The 14,501-nt window shown below is 54.0% G+C and carries 18 protein-coding genes; 16 read left to right on the forward strand and 2 right to left on the reverse strand.

Going from position 1 to position 14,501, the window contains the following annotated elements:
- Positions 1–61: 61 nt before the first annotated feature.
- The 10 genes from GJQ69_RS00640 (at position 62) to hflX (ending at position 6,346) form a co-directional block, all read left to right on the forward strand.
- Positions 62–397 (forward strand): hypothetical protein, encoded by a 336-nt coding sequence (locus tag GJQ69_RS00640; RefSeq protein ID WP_157658873.1) that lies wholly within the window; start codon positions 62–64, stop codon positions 395–397.
- Positions 394–681 carry a hypothetical protein gene (locus GJQ69_RS00645; protein WP_086034937.1) on the forward strand — a complete coding sequence of 96 codons (288 nt, stop codon included), beginning with the start codon at positions 394–396 and terminating at the stop codon, positions 679–681. Before GJQ69_RS00640 ends, GJQ69_RS00645 begins: the two co-directional genes overlap by 4 nt.
- Before the next feature lie 90 nt (positions 682–771).
- A complete protein-coding gene (locus GJQ69_RS00650; protein WP_086034938.1) occupies positions 772–1,284 on the forward strand; it encodes a LysM peptidoglycan-binding domain-containing protein in 513 nt (170 codons plus the stop codon).
- Complete coding sequence (locus GJQ69_RS00655; protein ID WP_086034939.1) at positions 1,281–2,153, forward strand: hypothetical protein; 873 nt, start codon at positions 1,281–1,283, stop codon at positions 2,151–2,153. Before GJQ69_RS00650 ends, GJQ69_RS00655 begins: the two co-directional genes overlap by 4 nt.
- 21 nt (positions 2,154–2,174) lie before the next feature.
- On the forward strand, positions 2,175–2,510 hold the full coding sequence (locus tag GJQ69_RS00660; protein WP_086034940.1) for a hypothetical protein: 336 nt from the start codon (positions 2,175–2,177) through the stop codon (positions 2,508–2,510).
- Positions 2,511–2,849: a hypothetical protein gene (locus GJQ69_RS00665; protein ID WP_174192620.1), complete on the forward strand. Its 339-nt coding sequence runs from the start codon at positions 2,511–2,513 to the stop codon at positions 2,847–2,849. It abuts the gene before it with no gap.
- Between the two features lie 11 nt (positions 2,850–2,860).
- Positions 2,861–3,928 (forward strand): baseplate J/gp47 family protein, encoded by a 1,068-nt coding sequence (locus GJQ69_RS00670; protein ID WP_086034942.1) that lies wholly within the window; start codon positions 2,861–2,863, stop codon positions 3,926–3,928.
- Positions 3,925–4,491 carry a hypothetical protein gene (locus tag GJQ69_RS00675; protein ID WP_086034943.1) on the forward strand — a complete coding sequence of 189 codons (567 nt, stop codon included), beginning with the start codon at positions 3,925–3,927 and terminating at the stop codon, positions 4,489–4,491. The genes GJQ69_RS00670 and GJQ69_RS00675 overlap by 4 nt, the downstream gene beginning before the upstream one ends.
- A gap of 70 nt (positions 4,492–4,561) precedes the next feature.
- Positions 4,562–5,005 carry a hypothetical protein gene (locus GJQ69_RS00680; protein ID WP_086034944.1) on the forward strand — a complete coding sequence of 148 codons (444 nt, stop codon included), beginning with the start codon at positions 4,562–4,564 and terminating at the stop codon, positions 5,003–5,005.
- 81 nt (positions 5,006–5,086) lie between these two features.
- Entirely contained in the window at positions 5,087–6,346 is a 1,260-nt protein-coding gene (hflX, locus tag GJQ69_RS00685) for a GTPase HflX (protein WP_086034945.1), read from the forward strand.
- Here hflX and GJQ69_RS00690 read toward each other — a convergent pair.
- Positions 6,343–6,822, reverse strand: a complete 480-nt coding sequence (locus tag GJQ69_RS00690) for a hypothetical protein (RefSeq protein WP_086034946.1) — start codon at positions 6,820–6,822, stop codon at positions 6,343–6,345. The two genes, hflX and GJQ69_RS00690, sit on opposite strands and share 4 nt — an antisense overlap.
- Positions 6,800–7,297, reverse strand: coding sequence for a flavin reductase (locus GJQ69_RS00695; protein WP_086034947.1), 498 nt, complete (start codon positions 7,295–7,297; stop codon positions 6,800–6,802). The genes GJQ69_RS00690 and GJQ69_RS00695 overlap by 23 nt, the downstream gene beginning before the upstream one ends.
- Before the next feature lie 233 nt (positions 7,298–7,530).
- Between GJQ69_RS00695 and GJQ69_RS00700 the strand changes: the two genes are divergently transcribed.
- The 6 genes from GJQ69_RS00700 (at position 7,531) to argF (ending at position 14,418) form a co-directional block, all read left to right on the forward strand.
- The gene (locus tag GJQ69_RS00700; RefSeq protein ID WP_086034948.1) at positions 7,531–8,772 is read left to right on the forward strand and encodes an argininosuccinate synthase; all 1,242 of its coding nucleotides are present in this window, start codon (positions 7,531–7,533) and stop codon (positions 8,770–8,772) included.
- Between the two features lie 81 nt (positions 8,773–8,853).
- Entirely contained in the window at positions 8,854–9,891 is a 1,038-nt protein-coding gene (argC, locus tag GJQ69_RS00705) for an N-acetyl-gamma-glutamyl-phosphate reductase (protein ID WP_086034949.1), read from the forward strand.
- A 51-nt stretch (positions 9,892–9,942) separates the two neighbouring features.
- Positions 9,943–11,223: a bifunctional glutamate N-acetyltransferase/amino-acid acetyltransferase ArgJ gene (gene argJ / locus GJQ69_RS00710; protein ID WP_086034950.1), complete on the forward strand. Its 1,281-nt coding sequence runs from the start codon at positions 9,943–9,945 to the stop codon at positions 11,221–11,223.
- A gap of 54 nt (positions 11,224–11,277) precedes the next feature.
- Positions 11,278–12,135, forward strand: a complete 858-nt coding sequence (argB, locus tag GJQ69_RS00715) for an acetylglutamate kinase (protein WP_086034951.1) — start codon at positions 11,278–11,280, stop codon at positions 12,133–12,135.
- Positions 12,136–12,200: 65 nt separating this feature from the next.
- Positions 12,201–13,376, forward strand: coding sequence for an aspartate aminotransferase family protein (locus GJQ69_RS00720; protein ID WP_086034952.1), 1,176 nt, complete (start codon positions 12,201–12,203; stop codon positions 13,374–13,376).
- Between the two features lie 139 nt (positions 13,377–13,515).
- A complete protein-coding gene (gene argF / locus GJQ69_RS00725) occupies positions 13,516–14,418 on the forward strand; it encodes an ornithine carbamoyltransferase (RefSeq protein WP_086034953.1) in 903 nt (300 codons plus the stop codon).
- Positions 14,419–14,501: the final 83 nt, after the last annotated feature.

A 14,501-nucleotide genomic window follows, 5' to 3' on the forward strand; every position in this document is an offset into this window, starting at 1 on the left:
GAACAGAACTGGGCGGGTGGGTTTGGAAAGTCTGTTTTTGCAGATGGAAAAGGAGAGAAACATGGAAACAGACAATATCTTAAATAAGCTGCAGCTTCTGCACGGCTTGCAGGCGGACGAAGCAGAGAAATACCGGCCGCTGGCACAGGAAGCGGTGGACCGGCTGGAGAACTGCCGCCGAAAAGATGGGGGCGATTCCCTGCTGGAAACTGCCGCTGCCGCACTGGTGCATTTGCAGCTTACCCTGACGGAACCGGCAGGCAGCTTCACGGCCGGAGATGTGCACGGCGACAACACACAGGAACGTGCAGCGGCAAAAGAACTTTGGAAGGAGTCACTGGCGGCCGCCGCGCCGTACCTGCGTGATGAGCGTTTCATTTTCAGGAGCGTGCCATGACGCGGGCCGCGTTTGTTGCGCAGATGCTGGAACGATACGGTGAGGAGGCCGTGTGCGGTGGTCAGAAAGCGCCAGTCGTTCTGCGGTCGCTGCGTCCGAACGATTTGCAGGACAGCCGCAGCATCTGTACAGCTCCGGCGGAATTTTGCCCGCGGGAGGGCACAAAACTGTCTTGTGGGGGCCGGCTGTATACCGTACTGCGCTGCGGTGGTCGGTACCTGAAAAACCGGCGGCTGTACACATGGGCCGTGCTGCAGCAGGAAGGAGAGGAAGACTGTGAATGAGGAACTTCTGACACCGCAGGAAAAACTGAGCGAGGAACTGGAAATGCAGTATCTGCGCTATCCGCGGCCCCCACAGGAGGAGAGCGGAACATGAAACAGCTTTTTATGGCGTACAAGGATTTTACATGGCCGCGTCTGCCGGACAGCCTGCAGATGCAGAACCAGAAATATGTGGATGTCCTGCCACAGCCGGAAAGCGGGGAAACCCTGCAGGAACTGGGGCAGCATGGACGCGTGGTGTCCGGCAGCGGCGTATTTGTTGGCGAGGAGGCAGAGCAGGAGTGGGAAGCGCTGTGTGCCTGCTATGCTGGGGGAGGTTCCGGAACACTGTATTTGCCGGGCAGAAAGCCGGTGCAGGCGATTTTTGCGGAACTTTCGCTGCAGCAGCCGCTGCGCCGGACTTACATTGTGTATCGATTCCTTTTTCAGGAACTGCTGCCGCAGGCAAAACAGCCGGGAGTGTACACAGCCAAAACAGGTGACTGCCTGTGGAGCGCGGCCACGGCAGCCGGTACAACGCCGGAAGAACTGCTGCAGGCGAACCCTGGGCACATTCGATGGGCCAATGAGCTGACGGCTGGACAAAAGCTGGTGGTGCCGTGAACGGCATTCTGTATGATGCGGACGGCGGACAGCAGATACTGGCATCGCCTGTGAAAGTAACCCTGCAAAGAAGTGTGAGCGCACCGGCCGATGTTTTGGAGGCGGTCTTTCCGCTGACGGGGCCCGTGCGGCCGGCTGCCTTTTTCCGGATGGCGGCGGCGGGCAAGGTCCTGTTTGACGGGCCGGTGGACACCATGCGGGAAACAGACGGCAGGCTTTTGCACCTTTCGGTGCGCAGCAGGGCGGCGCTGCTGCTGGACAGCCAGGCACTACCGGGAACATGGCTGCACCCGGGGCTGCGGAATTTGTTCCAAACCTGCGCTGTACCATACGGATTCACACAAATCGTGGGCGATATGCGTGTATTTGACACACCGTATACCATTGATTCCAACAAAAGCGAATGGCAGGCACTGGACACGTTCTGTCAGTCATTTTTGGGGACAGCTCTGTGGGAGGAAAACGGCGTTCTACGCGCGGAACAGCCCACTTTTTCAGAACCGGCGGTGTTGGGAAAATCGGGTATTCCGTATCTAAAAGTGTGCCGCACTTGGCAGATGTATCGGCAGCTTTCGGAGGTGTGGGGCATCCGCAGCGGCGAACTGGAGAATTGTATACAGGATTCGGCAGTTCGGCAGACGGGTATTCTGCGCAGGCGCATCAGTGCTGCACCTGAGGCAGCACTGCAGGAAGCATGTGGACAGGTGCAGACAACATCGGTCTTGTGCGTGGGCTGGCAGCCGGTGAAGCTGTGGCAGCCAGCGGTACTTTGGCTGCCGCAGGAGACACTGCAGCTGCAGGTTAAACAAATTTTGTACCAGCTGAGTACAGAAGGCAAAACAACGCGCCTGTTGCTGCAAAACGGATAAAAACGGGAGGCAGCGAAATAGATGTGGATTGTAGACCGGCTGCTGCAGGAAAACCGCGGCAGCAGCACCAAGACAGGCATGATTACCGGAGAAAGCAGTGCCCAAACAGCGGTTTCCGATGAAAAGGTGCAGATGTGCGGGCCGTGGGGAGTTCAGTGGTGCGCACCCGCGGGCAGCAAAGCAGTGCTGCTGAAAACAGACAGCGGCACCATGTGTTTGGGAACCGCCGGAAATACAGATGATTTAAAGCCGGGAGAACTGCGGCTGGTGTCGCAGGGTGGAGCGGAGGTTTACCTGACAGCGAGCGGAGAGGTTGTGATTAACGGCCAGACCTTTGCGGCGAAGGAGGAGAAGTAAGTGGAAAATCGGCTGGAAAACGGGGATTATGTTCTTTCACCGGGCGGTGTGCTGGAAACTGTGGACAAAGAGGAGGCACAGCTGCAGGGTGCCGCAAGACGGCTGCTGATACAGCGGGGAAGCTTTGTGTATGCACCGGACTTTGGCTGCCGGACATTTTCTGCGGAACAGGCGGCGGCGCCCGGCGCTGAACAGAAGGCGGTGCTGCTTGTCCAAGAGGCACTGGCACCGCTGGCGGGGAAGGTCCTGCTGCAGAGGGTACATTTGGAGGAAACAGGAACGTCAGTTCAGCTGCGCGCAGGCAGTATGGAAAAAACAGTTTTGGTGCCATATGCGTAAGGGGTGAAAGAATGATTTCGTATGAAGAATTGGTACAGAAGATGGAGAACACATATCAGGAGAAGACCGGTATTCAGCCGACGGCAGACAGTGACACGGGGGTGTGCTTTCGGGTATTGGCGGGCGAATTGTACAGCTTGTCGGCCAATGTTGAGTGGCTGAAGGCATCTCTTCTGCCGCAGACTGCTGCGGGTGAACAGCTGGACAAACTGGCACAGCAGGCGGGACTTTCCCGTACGCCTGCGGCAAAGGCACAGGGAACGCTTCGCTTTACCAAAACGGCGAAAAGCACGATTTTCACAGTAATTCTTTCAGCGGGAACACGCTGTACGACCGGCGGAAGCCATCCCGTCGTTTTTGAAACACTGGAACAAGTGGAGCTGGACTGTGGCCCAAGCTCGGTGGCGGAGGTCCCTGTCCGCGCGGTCAAAGACGGGGAAGAAGGGAACGTCTTAGCTGGGACGGTAACACAGCTGGAGAAAAGCAATGCTTATATTGAGGCTGTCACCAATCCAGCGGCCTTTTCCGGCGGGCGGACGGAAGAAACCGATGACCAGCTGCGGAAACGTCTGATGGAAGAAGAAAAGCAGACGGATAACGGCGCAAATTCCGCTTTTTACAGGAAGACAGCACTGCAGCAGCCAGGAGTCAGCAGCGTTTTTGTACAGACAGCTGTTCCGGAAAAAGGCGGGGTGACGATTTGGCTTGCCAGCCGGGGTGCATCCGTGACAAATGACACAGCGGCAAAGGTGAAAGCTGCGCTGGAACAGATGCGTGGACTGAATGTGCAGATAAAAGTTTATCCGGCAAAAACTACGCCGGTTCAGCTGACAGTACAAGTGAAAAAGAAAGAAGGACAGACGGACGAAGACACCAAAACGGCTGTCCAGCAGGCAATGAAGGACAGTTTTGACGAACTGAAAATCGGACAGACCATGACGGCGGCTCGGCTGATGGCGGCTATTATGCAGACCGGATGCGCGGAAGATGTTCTGCTGCCAACGAATTTGGTGTTTCCGACTGCGGCTCCGGATACACTGGTGACGCTGAACGCCGCATCGGAGGTGGTGTTGCTGTGAAACCGCTTGACAGTATGCGCCGCCGTCTGCAGCCAATGGGTGCCTATGACCTGCAGAAGGAAAACAGCTTTGCGGCGGCAAAGCTGGAGGCTTTTGCCGCCGGGCTGGATTCCGTTTATGATATGTTGAACGAAATAGAACAAGAGGCCTTTCTTGTCAGTGCACAGAGCTGGGGATTTTCCGGTGTTTGTTCCCTGCTGGGAATTGTGGACGGAGGAGATCTGCGTCGGGCAGTTGGTCTGTTTCTGTGCAGCCCAGCGGCGAAAACTTGTACACGGGCGTCTTTTCAGCGTTTGCAGCAGGCACTGGGAATTGCCGGTCCACTGTATGAATGCCCAGCGGACGAGAAAGTGATTTTTTGTCCGGAAACGCTGCCGGAAGACCGCGCGTTTGTTGTACGTGTGCTGCGCCGAATGCTGCCGGCACAGCTGCAGGGGGAACTGGACCTGAGCGGTGCAGATGCCACATGGAAGGCACTGGACAGCGGCGGTGCTTCCTGGAAGCAGCAGGATGCCAAAAACCGTACGTGGAAAACATGGGACGGGGAGAGAGTAATATTTTAGAGTGCTTTTATAAGCAGATATTAACAGATTAGTTTTTTAAGCACAGGTAAAACTAGAGGAGGAGAATAGAATGCCATCCAGCAGCAAAACAGCCCACGGGCTTAATCTTTGGAGTGCGGAAGACCATCCGCAGCGAACGGATTTTGTAAGTGATAACCAAAAAATTGATGACCTTTTTTCACAGCATATCGCGGATACGGCCCTGCACAAGACGGCCAGCGACAAAACGTCGCTGACCATGGGGACCTATAAAGGAAACAACGAGGATATGCAGCTTGTTTCGCTGCCCTTTGCCCCGCAGGTGCTCTTGATTTATCCGCAGAACCAAAGTCCGATTCAGAAGGACGCGGCTGGAAATTTGGTTCTATACACGGGAGCAGTCGGCGGGTTTGTGTACGGTGACGGTGTATATCTGCAGGGCAGCGGCTTTGCCGTGCAGAACGACGATACGGACAGTGTGTATACCAAACTAAACGAGAAGGGAAAAACGTACCGCTATATTGCGTTCCGCTGATTTGCAAATAAAGGGCGCAGGGCGTACAATAAAGCAAAACCTGACGAACTTTGTGAAAATGGCCAAGCGGGAGGAAACAGTATGTATGAAAATAAGCGGGAGCTGCCACGGGCCCTGCTGGTGGAGTGTGACACCGGAGAGGATGACGCAGAGTCTTCGCTGGCAGAGCTGTACGAACTGGTGCGCAGCGCGGGTGCTGTCCCTTTTGGGGCAATGACGCAGAAACGCCCGTCCGCGGACGCTGCGACCTGTGTAGGAAAAGGCATGGTGCAGCAGATTGCGGATTTTTGCGAAAAACACCACATAGAACTGCTCATTTTTGACCGAGAGCTAACGCCTACCCAGATACGAAATCTAGAGGAAGACACAAGCGTGCGGGTAGTGGACCGTACCATGTTGATAATGGACATTTTTGCCTGCAGTGCCCGCAGCAGAGAGGGTAAGCTGCAGGTGGAGCTTGCACAGCTGGAATACCTGCTGCCGAGGCTTTCTGGAAGAGGAACGGCACTGTCACGTTTGGGCGGCGGCATTGGTACACGAGGCCCCGGTGAAACCAAACTGGAAACCGACCGCCGTCATATCCGTGGCCGTATCCGTTCCCTGCAGGTACAGCTGGAAGAAGTGGAGAAACACCGGCAGCAGATAGAACGCCGCCGGCGAAAAGACGGTGTAGTCACAGCGGCACTGGTGGGATATACCAACGCCGGGAAAAGCACACTGATGAATGCGCTGACAGACGCGGGTGTGCTGGCGGAGGACCGCCTTTTCGCTACGCTGGACCCAACAGCCCGGGCGCTGCGCCTGCCAAATGGATTTTCTGTTATGCTGATAGACACCGTCGGGCTGGTGCGCCGACTGCCGCATCAGTTGGTAAAGGCGTTTCGGTCTACGCTGGAGCAGGCCGCGCAGGCGGATATCCTTTTAAACGTCTGTGATGCTTCCAGCCCAGAAGCACAGACACACCTGAAGGTGACCAGCGACCTGCTGACAGGACTGGGCTGTACAGGGAAAATGCTGCCGGTGCTTAACAAATGTGACCAAGTGCCGGGGCTGACAGGCCTGCCGCAGATAGGGCAGGGCATACGCATCAGTGCCAAAACAGGGGAGGGCATTCCGAATCTGCTGCAGGCAATACAGGATGCGCTGCCGGTACAGGTGCGCCGTGTGCAGCTGCTGCTGCCATTTTCACAGAGCGGACTTGCCGCTCGTGTGCGGGAGCAGGGAACAGTGCTGCAGGAGAAATATACATCGGAGGGACTGGCGCTGGAAGCTTTTGTCGGGCCGGCACTTTTCCCCGCGGTACAGCCATTCCTGCAAACGAACAGCATCACAAAAGCCTAAACTTTAATCACTCGGTAAAAACCGTTTTTATATAAAATAGAGATCCACTGCGGAAACGGCTTGTTCGCACGATATGGTGCGGTGCACGCTGATGTGGCTATTCTGTATGACCGCGAAAACCGCTGGGCGATTGATGATGCCTGTGACCCGCGGAACAACGGCACCAGGAAGGTTTGCTGCAAAAGCTGTACAAAATATTTGGAAGATGAAATAAAACAGAATCGTTCTTTTATTATACTGTGCTCAATAAACATTTGTTGCCGGTGCTGATTTTCTTCCTGCTGTTTCAGAAGAACTTTATCCAAGGAATACTCAGCGGTGCCGTCAAAGGCTGAACCTTGTTTTTCCGAAAAGAATGCCCTCTGTACAAGCTTTATTGCTGCACAGAGGGCATTTTGCTGTCGTTCTGCGGAAAAACAGCTTTGTATACCTTTACTGTATTTTCTTGCAGAATTACGGCTGCAAAGCCTTTTCAATTTCTCCAACGAACAGAATATGGTAGTCTTTGTTTGGATACCAGCGAGTATCCAAAGAGGAATCCACCAGGCCGTGCGGGTCCATTGGTTGGCGGTACAGTTTCCGGCATACCAGCGTCAGCTTTGCCTGCTGAAATACCGGTACCTTCGTGCCGGGCACCAGTGTCAGACCGGCCGCGGCGATTTTTTCGTTTTCACCGCCGGAGTGACTGCCGCAGTAGTTAAGGGCGGGGCGGTATTTTTCATCAAAGAAGCTGAGTGTCCAGTGGTCGGCCTTCTCCAAAAAGGTGAGCGTATGGCGCTGTGGGCGGATAACAATGGCGGCAACATTCTTGCCCCACATAACACCCAGTCCGCCCCAGGAGGCGGTCATGGTGCTGCACTTTTCGGGCGAACCGGCACTTACCAGCATCCAGCCCTTTCCGATTTGGTCAAATGGGGCAAACGGCAGTTTTTCTGCGGCAATTTCTTTCATAGGTAAAAAACCTCCATTATGCAGTATTTGGTATCTTTTCAGTATAGCACAAATGGGCATGAAAAAAAACGAAAGCCGCCGCCTTCTGAAAAAAGACGGAAACCGAATATTTATGTGAATAATTCTTATTCAAAATTTATAAATATGAATAAATATGCAAAAAAGACTTGTATTTTTTCATTTTAGCGCTATAATATTGCCAACAACAAAAAAACAAGCGGAGGCTACCTATTATGGATAAAACAGCGATTAAAAAGGTTGTACTGGCATATTCCGGCGGGCTGGACACATCTATTATCATTCCGTGGCTGAAAGAGAACTACAATAACTGTGAAGTCATTGCTGTGGCGGCCGACGTTGGCCAAGGCGCGGGCGAACTGGACGGACTGGAGCAGAAGGCAAAGGAAACCGGTGCCAGCAAGCTGTACATTGCAGACCTGAAAAAGCAGTTTGTGGAGGACTACATCTGGCAGACCGTAAAGGCAGATGCGGTTTATGAGAACAAATACCTGCTGGGCACCAGCTTTGCGCGTCCGCTGATTGCCAAACGTCTGGTCGAAATTGCCAAAGCAGAGGGCGCTGACGCCATCTGCCACGGCTGCACCGGCAAGGGCAACGACCAGGTCCGTTTTGAGCTGAGCATTAAGGCTTTTGCACCGAATATGCCGATTATTGCCCCATGGCGTGAGTGGACGCTGAAGTCCCGTGACGAAGAGATTGATTATGCGGAGGCACACAATATTCCGCTGAAGATTACACGCAAAACCAATTACAGCAAAGATAAAAACCTCTGGCACCTTTCCCATGAGGGCCTTGACCTCGAGAACCCCGCGAATGAGCCGCAGTACAATAAACCCGGCTTCCTGGAGCTGGGTGTATCCCCGGAACAGGCACCGGATAAACCGACTTATGTGACCATTCACTTTGAAAAGGGCGAAGCTACTGCACTGAATGGCCAGAAGATGTGCGCGGTGGACCTTTTGAGCCGGCTGAACAAAGTGGGCGGCGAAAACGGCATTGGCATTGCCGATATTGTGGAAAACCGTTTGGTCGGCATGAAGAGCCGCGGCGTTTATGAAACCCCCGGCGGCACCATTCTGTACCATGCACATAATAAGCTTGAAGAAATCTGCTTGGACAAAGATACCTATCACTACAAGCAGGGCATTGGCGACAAGTTCGCGGAACTGGTATACGATGGAAAATGGTTTACTCCTCTGCGGGAAGCACTCTCTGCTTTTGTGGACAGCACCCAGCAGACCGTGACCGGCGATGTAAAACTGAAGCTGTATAAAGGCAACGTCATTGATGCGGGTGTGACCAGCCCTTACAGCCTGTACGATGAAGAGGTTGCTACATTCAGTGTAGACGAAGTTTACAACCAGAGCGATGCAAACGGCTTCATTAACCTGTTCGGTCTGCCCATTAAAGTACAGGCAGTTAAAAAAGAACAGTGGACCAAAAACAAGAAATAAGCGAATTCATTTATAACAACAGCAAAAGAGGCGGACACAAGTCCGCCCTTTTTGTAATCACCGGGAAAGAGGGAATCAGCAATGACTGTCAAGGCTGGCATTATTGGAGCTACCGGCTATGCCGGTGCAGAACTGGTGCGCATTTTGTCGGGCCACCCACAGGTGCAGCTTGCCGCAGTAAGTTCGGTCAGCTTTCAGGGAAAACCGCTCAGCGCGGTTTATCCGGCTTATTATGGCCTGTGCGATATGGTCTGCGGTACACAGGAAGAGGTCGTACAGAAAAGCGACGCCGTGTTTGCGGCACTGCCGCATGGCCTTTCTCAGCCGCTGGCAAAGGAATGCCATGATGCTGGCAAAGTCTTTATTGACCTTGGCGCCGATTTCCGTCTGGAGCGGTTGGACGAGTACGAACACTGGTACGGCGTGAAGGCGGTGTATCCGGACCTGCACGCCGAAGCAGTGTACGGCCTGCCGGAATTTTTCCGGGAGCAGATACGTGGCAAAAAGCTAATTGCCAACCCCGGATGCTACACCACCGCGGTGCCGCTGGCACTGGTGCCTGCGCTGAAGGCTGGACTTATCAGCAACGACGGAATCATTGCTGACTGCAAATCCGGTGTAACCGGTGCGGGCCGCAAAATGACGCAGGACACACATTATCCGGAGCTGAACGAGGGAATGCATGCTTATAAGGTAGGCGGGCACCGCCATACACCCGAAATCGAACAGACACTGCGGCGTGTCTGCGGCGAAGAAGTGACCGTGACGTTTACCCCCCACCTGCTGCCGGTGAACCGCGGCATTCTGGCCACTTGCTATGCACACTTAACACCCGGTACGACACTGGAACAACTCCAGAAAGTGTACGAGGAATTTTATAAGAATGAATTTTTCGTCCGTGTTCTGCCGCAGGGAATGCGTGCCGATATTCACCATGTGCGGTACAGCAATTTTTGTGAAATAGAGCTGCATATTGACCCGCGTACACAAATGCTGGTCGCTGTTTCTGCACTGGACAATATGGTAAAGGGTGCTGCTGGGCAGGCAGTGCAGAACATGAATCTTTCGCTTGGCCTGCCGGAAAAAACAGGCCTGACGATGTTCCCACCGGCGTTTTAATCATACGGCGGACCGGTCATCTTTGGAAAATACCGAATGGGGGAGATACAGATGAAGTGGATAGACGGCGGCGTTACCGCACCACAGGGATTCCGTGCGGCGGGCGTCTATGCGGGCATACACGCCTGCTCACAGCTTTCCGAAAAAGAATCAGCGGCTTTTATACAGAACCTGAGGGACTGTTACGGAAAACAAGGCCATAAAAATGACCTTGCCCTGCTGTGCGCGGACGTGCCATGCACGGCGGCAGGCATTTTTACCAGCAACCTGGTGAAGGGCGCTCCCATTGCGGTCTGTAAGGAACATTTGAAAAACGGCTGGGCACAGGCAGTTGTCGCCAACAGCGCCAACGCCAACACCTGCAATGCGGATGGCTTGCAGAAAGCCGAAGCAATGGCGGAGGCTGCAGCCGCCGCACTGCATATTCCGGAAGAAGACGTGCTGGTTGCCAGCACGGGTGTTATTGGTCAGCCGCTTCCGCTTCCGCCTATCCTTGCCGGCATTCCGCGGATTGCGGAAAGACTTTCGGCGGACGGCAGCTTGGAGGCGGCAACGGCGATTATGACCACCGACCGTGTGCCGAAAAATATGGCAGTGGAGTTTTCTTTGGGTGGAAAAACCGTGCGTATCGGCGGCATTTCCAAAGGCTCCGGCATGATTCACCCCAATATGTGCACTATGCTTTGCTTTTTGACCACGGACGCGGCTGTTTCTGCGGCGGCACTGGATAAAGCGCTGCGTCTGGCGGCAAAAGACAGCTTTAATATGCTTAGTGTAGATGAGGATATGAGTACCAACGATACCTGCCTGCTGCTGGCGGATGGTGCCGCCGGCAATGAAGAATTGACAAGTGACAGCCCGGATTTTCCGGTCTTTGTCACAGCGCTGCGGAAACTGTGCATTCAGCTGGCACGTGCGATGGCCAAAGACGGAGAAGGCGCCAAACACCTGCTGGTGTGTGAAGTGGCGGGGGCTGTCAGTGACGCGGACGCCCGCAAAGTGGCGAAGGCGATTGTTTGTTCCTCCCTTGTAAAGGCGGCTATTTTTGGTGCGGACGCCAACTGGGGGCGTGTGCTGTGCGCGGTGGGTTACTGCGGCGCAAATGTCGATGTACACAAAGTAGATGTGGACTTTTCCTCCCCGGCAGGCACCATTCCTGTCTGCCGCAGCGGGGCGGGTGTTCCGTTTGATGAAGACCGCGCCAAAGAAATTTTGCTGCAGGACGAAATTACAGTTATGGTTACGCTGCATGACGGCACGGCCACGGCAACAGCTTATGGCTGTGATCTGACTTATGACTATGTAAAGATAAACGGTGACTACCGAACATAAGCTTCGGTTCGGCAGTTTGGTATATTGCAAAGATAGTTCACAGGGGGGAGTACCGTGGAAATTTCAAATGCAGGCCGTGCACAGGTATTGGTGCAGGCACTGCCATATATCCAAAAGCTTGCCGGAAAGACCATTGTGGTAAAATACGGTGGCAATGCAATGATTGACCAAGCACTGAAGGATGCTGTCATGCGCGATATTGTACTGATGCAGCTGGTTGGCATTCATGTGGTACTGGTGCACGGCGGCGGGCCGGAAATTTCCACCATGCTGCAGAAGGTCGGCAAAGAAAGCCGATTTATCGGCGGTATGCGTGTAACGGACGCCGAAACCATGGATATTGTACAGATGGTATTGGCCGGAAAAGTGAATAAGGCGCTGGTGCAGCTGCTACAGGAAAACGGCGGAAGGGCGGTCGGCCTGTGCGGACTGGACGGCGCCCTGCTGGGCGCGGAAAAACTGCAGGGGGAGGCGGACCTCGGTTATGTCGGCGAGATTACCTGTGTCAATCCAGCGGTGATTGAGGACGCCGAGAACGCCGGCTATATTCCGGTCGTTTCCACGATAGCGGGCGGTGAAAACAGCGAGGTATACAATATCAACGCTGACGTGGCGGCTGCCCGCATTGCAGCCTGCCTGCACGCGGAGAAACTGATTCTGATGACCGATGTGCGCGGGCTTCTGCGTGACCCGTCCGATGACAGCAGCATTATTCCGGTGGTACAGGTTTCCTCTGTGCCGAAACTGCGCAAGCAGGGAATCCTTTCCGGCGGCATGGTGCCGAAAGTGGACTGCTGTGTGGAGGCGGTCCGCCGCGGCGTAAAGCGTGCACATATCATTGACGGACGTATTCCACACTCCATTTTAGTGGAACTCTTTACCGATGAAGGCATTGGTACCATGTTCTATTAAAAGAAACAGAAAATTTAAATTATACAGAATGCATATTCCTATAAGTAGAAAAAGGAGGCACCATTATGCAGTTTCCTGCAATACAGGAGGGCGACAGCCAGTACCTGATACACAGCTACGCCCGGTTCCCAGCTGCACTGGTAAAAGGGAAGAACGCCACGGCATGGGACGCTGACGGTAAAAGGTATATCGACTTTACGGCGGGTATCGGCGTAAACAGCCTGGGCTACAGCGACCCGCAGTGGGTGCAGGCTGTCAGTGGACAGGCAGCCCAGATTCAGCATCTTTCCAACCTTTACTACAGCCCTGTCACTATCCGCGCGGCAGAACTGCTGTGCCATGCCGCGGGTATGGAGTGCGTCTTTTTCGGTAACAGCGGTGCGGAAGCAAATGAGTGTGCCATTAAGGTAGCCCGAAAGTATGGCACCGATAAGTACGGTGACCAGCACTGCCAGATTGTAACACTCAATAATTCTTTTCATGGGCGCACGGTCACGACATTGGCAGCAACCGGCCAACCGGGATTTCACCAGCATTTTCTGCCGTTTACCGGCGGCTTTGTCTATGCCGATGCCAATATGAAAAGTGTGGGAAAAACGGTTACGGAAAATACCTGTGCTGTCCTTGTGGAACTGGTACAGGGCGAGGGCGGTGTGGTGCCGCTGGATAAAGACTTTGTACAGCAGCTGGCGCAGTTCTGCGAAAAGAAAGATATTTTGCTGATGGTTGATGAGGTGCAGACTGGTATCGGGCGTACAGGCAGCTTCTTCTGTTACCAGCAGTACGGCATTCATCCGGATGTGGTTAGCGCAGCCAAAGGGCTGGGCGGTGGCCTGCCAGTAGGTGCCTGTTTGGTGGACCGCCGGTGCGCGGATGTTTTGGGACCGGGCGACCACGGCAGTACCTTTGGCGGCAATCCGGTGGTATGCGCGGGTGTGGCGGCCGTGGTGTCGCGTGTGGAAAAACAGCCTTTCCTGCTGGAAGTGCAGAAAAAGGGCGCTTATCTGCGCAGCCGGCTGCAAAAAATGGACAATATTCAAAGTGTGCGCGGCCTTGGAATGATGCTGGGAGCCAAACCAGTCAAAGGGCAGCCGGGTGCCATTGCGGCGGCCTGTGTACAGGCGGGCCTGCTGGTGCTGACTGCCAAAGATGTACTGCGCTTTCTGCCGCCGCTGACCATTACAAAAGAAGAACTCGACGAGGGTCTTGCCATTTTGGAAAAGGTCCTGCAGCAGCAGTAAAACAGTCTTGCACTTTCGCCTTTCTATCAGCGGCATAAAATGCTATAATTGTAACGATTAAAATAATACGGCCGTTAAACAGGAGGCTCCGCCGCGGTGGAGCAAAATCAATCTGGACAGGGAAAGAGGCTATTTTAAAATGAAGCATTTACTGAAATTGATGGACCTTTCCGGCAACGAGATTTCCGGAATTTTGGACCTTGCGGACCAGCTGAAATATGAGCTGAAGCACAATATTGAGCACCGCTGCCTGGAGGGCAAAACACTGGGCATGATTTTTGAAAAGGCCAGCACCCGTACCCGTATTTCCTTTGAAGTGGGTATGTATCAGCTGGGCGGTCTGCCTATTTTCCTTTCTGCACGCGATATGCAGATTGGCCGCGGCGAGCCGGTACAGGATACAGCACGCGTGCTGTCCCGCTACTTAAATGGCATTATGATTCGTACCTTTAAGCAGAGCGAGGTCGAGGCCCTTGCGCGTGACGGTTCTATCCCTGTTATCAACGGTTTGACCGACTTTGCCCACCCCTGTCAGGTGCTGGCGGACCTGATGACCATTCGGGAGCACCGCGGTGCACTGGACGGCCTGAAAATGTGCTTTATCGGTGACGGAAACAACATGATGAACTCCCTGATTGTCGGCGGCCTAAAGATGAAGATGGAAGTTGCGGTTGCCTGCCCGAAGGACTATCGTCCCGCGGCGGAAGTGCTGGACTTTGCACAGGCTTATCCAGCCTTCAGCATGACCACGGACCCGCTGGAAGCTGCCGTAGGCGCCGATGTCGTTATCACGGATGTATGGGCATCTATGGGTGAAGAAGAGGAAGCCTCCAAGCGCCGCATTGCTTTTAATGGCTATCAGATTAACGACAAGGTTATGGCCGCCGCTAAACCGGACGCTATGGTTCTGCATTGCCTGCCTGCCCATCGCGGCGAAGAAATCACAGCGGATGTGTTTGAACAGCATTCCAGTGAAATCTTTGAAGAGGCGGAAAACCGTCTGCATGCACAGAAGGCAGTTTTGGTCAAGCTCCTTGGATAAAAGGCTGCATTTTATTTGATTATATGTACAGCAAGATAAGATAAAAGATTTTATCCAATCCCAAAAAAGCCACTGTCCCGGTT

Source organism: Caproicibacterium lactatifermentans (genome assembly GCF_013315815.1).
GTDB lineage: Bacteria > Bacillota > Clostridia > Oscillospirales > Acutalibacteraceae > Caproicibacterium > Caproicibacterium lactatifermentans.

Coding starts and splice junctions, on each gene's coding strand:
- argC (WP_086034949.1), top strand. CDS start 8,854: ATGACTGTCAAGGCTGGCATTATTGGAGCTACCGGCTATGCCGGTGCA.
- hflX (WP_086034945.1), top strand. CDS start 5,087: ATGTATGAAAATAAGCGGGAGCTGCCACGGGCCCTGCTGGTGGAGTGT.
- GJQ69_RS00650 (WP_086034938.1), top strand. CDS start 772: ATGAAACAGCTTTTTATGGCGTACAAGGATTTTACATGGCCGCGTCTG.
- GJQ69_RS00670 (WP_086034942.1), top strand. CDS start 2,861: ATGATTTCGTATGAAGAATTGGTACAGAAGATGGAGAACACATATCAG.
- GJQ69_RS00695 (WP_086034947.1), bottom strand. CDS start 7,297: ATGAAAGAAATTGCCGCAGAAAAACTGCCGTTTGCCCCATTTGACCAA.
- argJ (WP_086034950.1), top strand. CDS start 9,943: ATGAAGTGGATAGACGGCGGCGTTACCGCACCACAGGGATTCCGTGCG.
- GJQ69_RS00645 (WP_086034937.1), top strand. CDS start 394: ATGACGCGGGCCGCGTTTGTTGCGCAGATGCTGGAACGATACGGTGAG.
- GJQ69_RS00700 (WP_086034948.1), top strand. CDS start 7,531: ATGGATAAAACAGCGATTAAAAAGGTTGTACTGGCATATTCCGGCGGG.
- argF (WP_086034953.1), top strand. CDS start 13,516: ATGAAGCATTTACTGAAATTGATGGACCTTTCCGGCAACGAGATTTCC.
- GJQ69_RS00720 (WP_086034952.1), top strand. CDS start 12,201: ATGCAGTTTCCTGCAATACAGGAGGGCGACAGCCAGTACCTGATACAC.
- GJQ69_RS00680 (WP_086034944.1), top strand. CDS start 4,562: ATGCCATCCAGCAGCAAAACAGCCCACGGGCTTAATCTTTGGAGTGCG.
- GJQ69_RS00640 (WP_157658873.1), top strand. CDS start 62: ATGGAAACAGACAATATCTTAAATAAGCTGCAGCTTCTGCACGGCTTG.
- GJQ69_RS00660 (WP_086034940.1), top strand. CDS start 2,175: ATGTGGATTGTAGACCGGCTGCTGCAGGAAAACCGCGGCAGCAGCACC.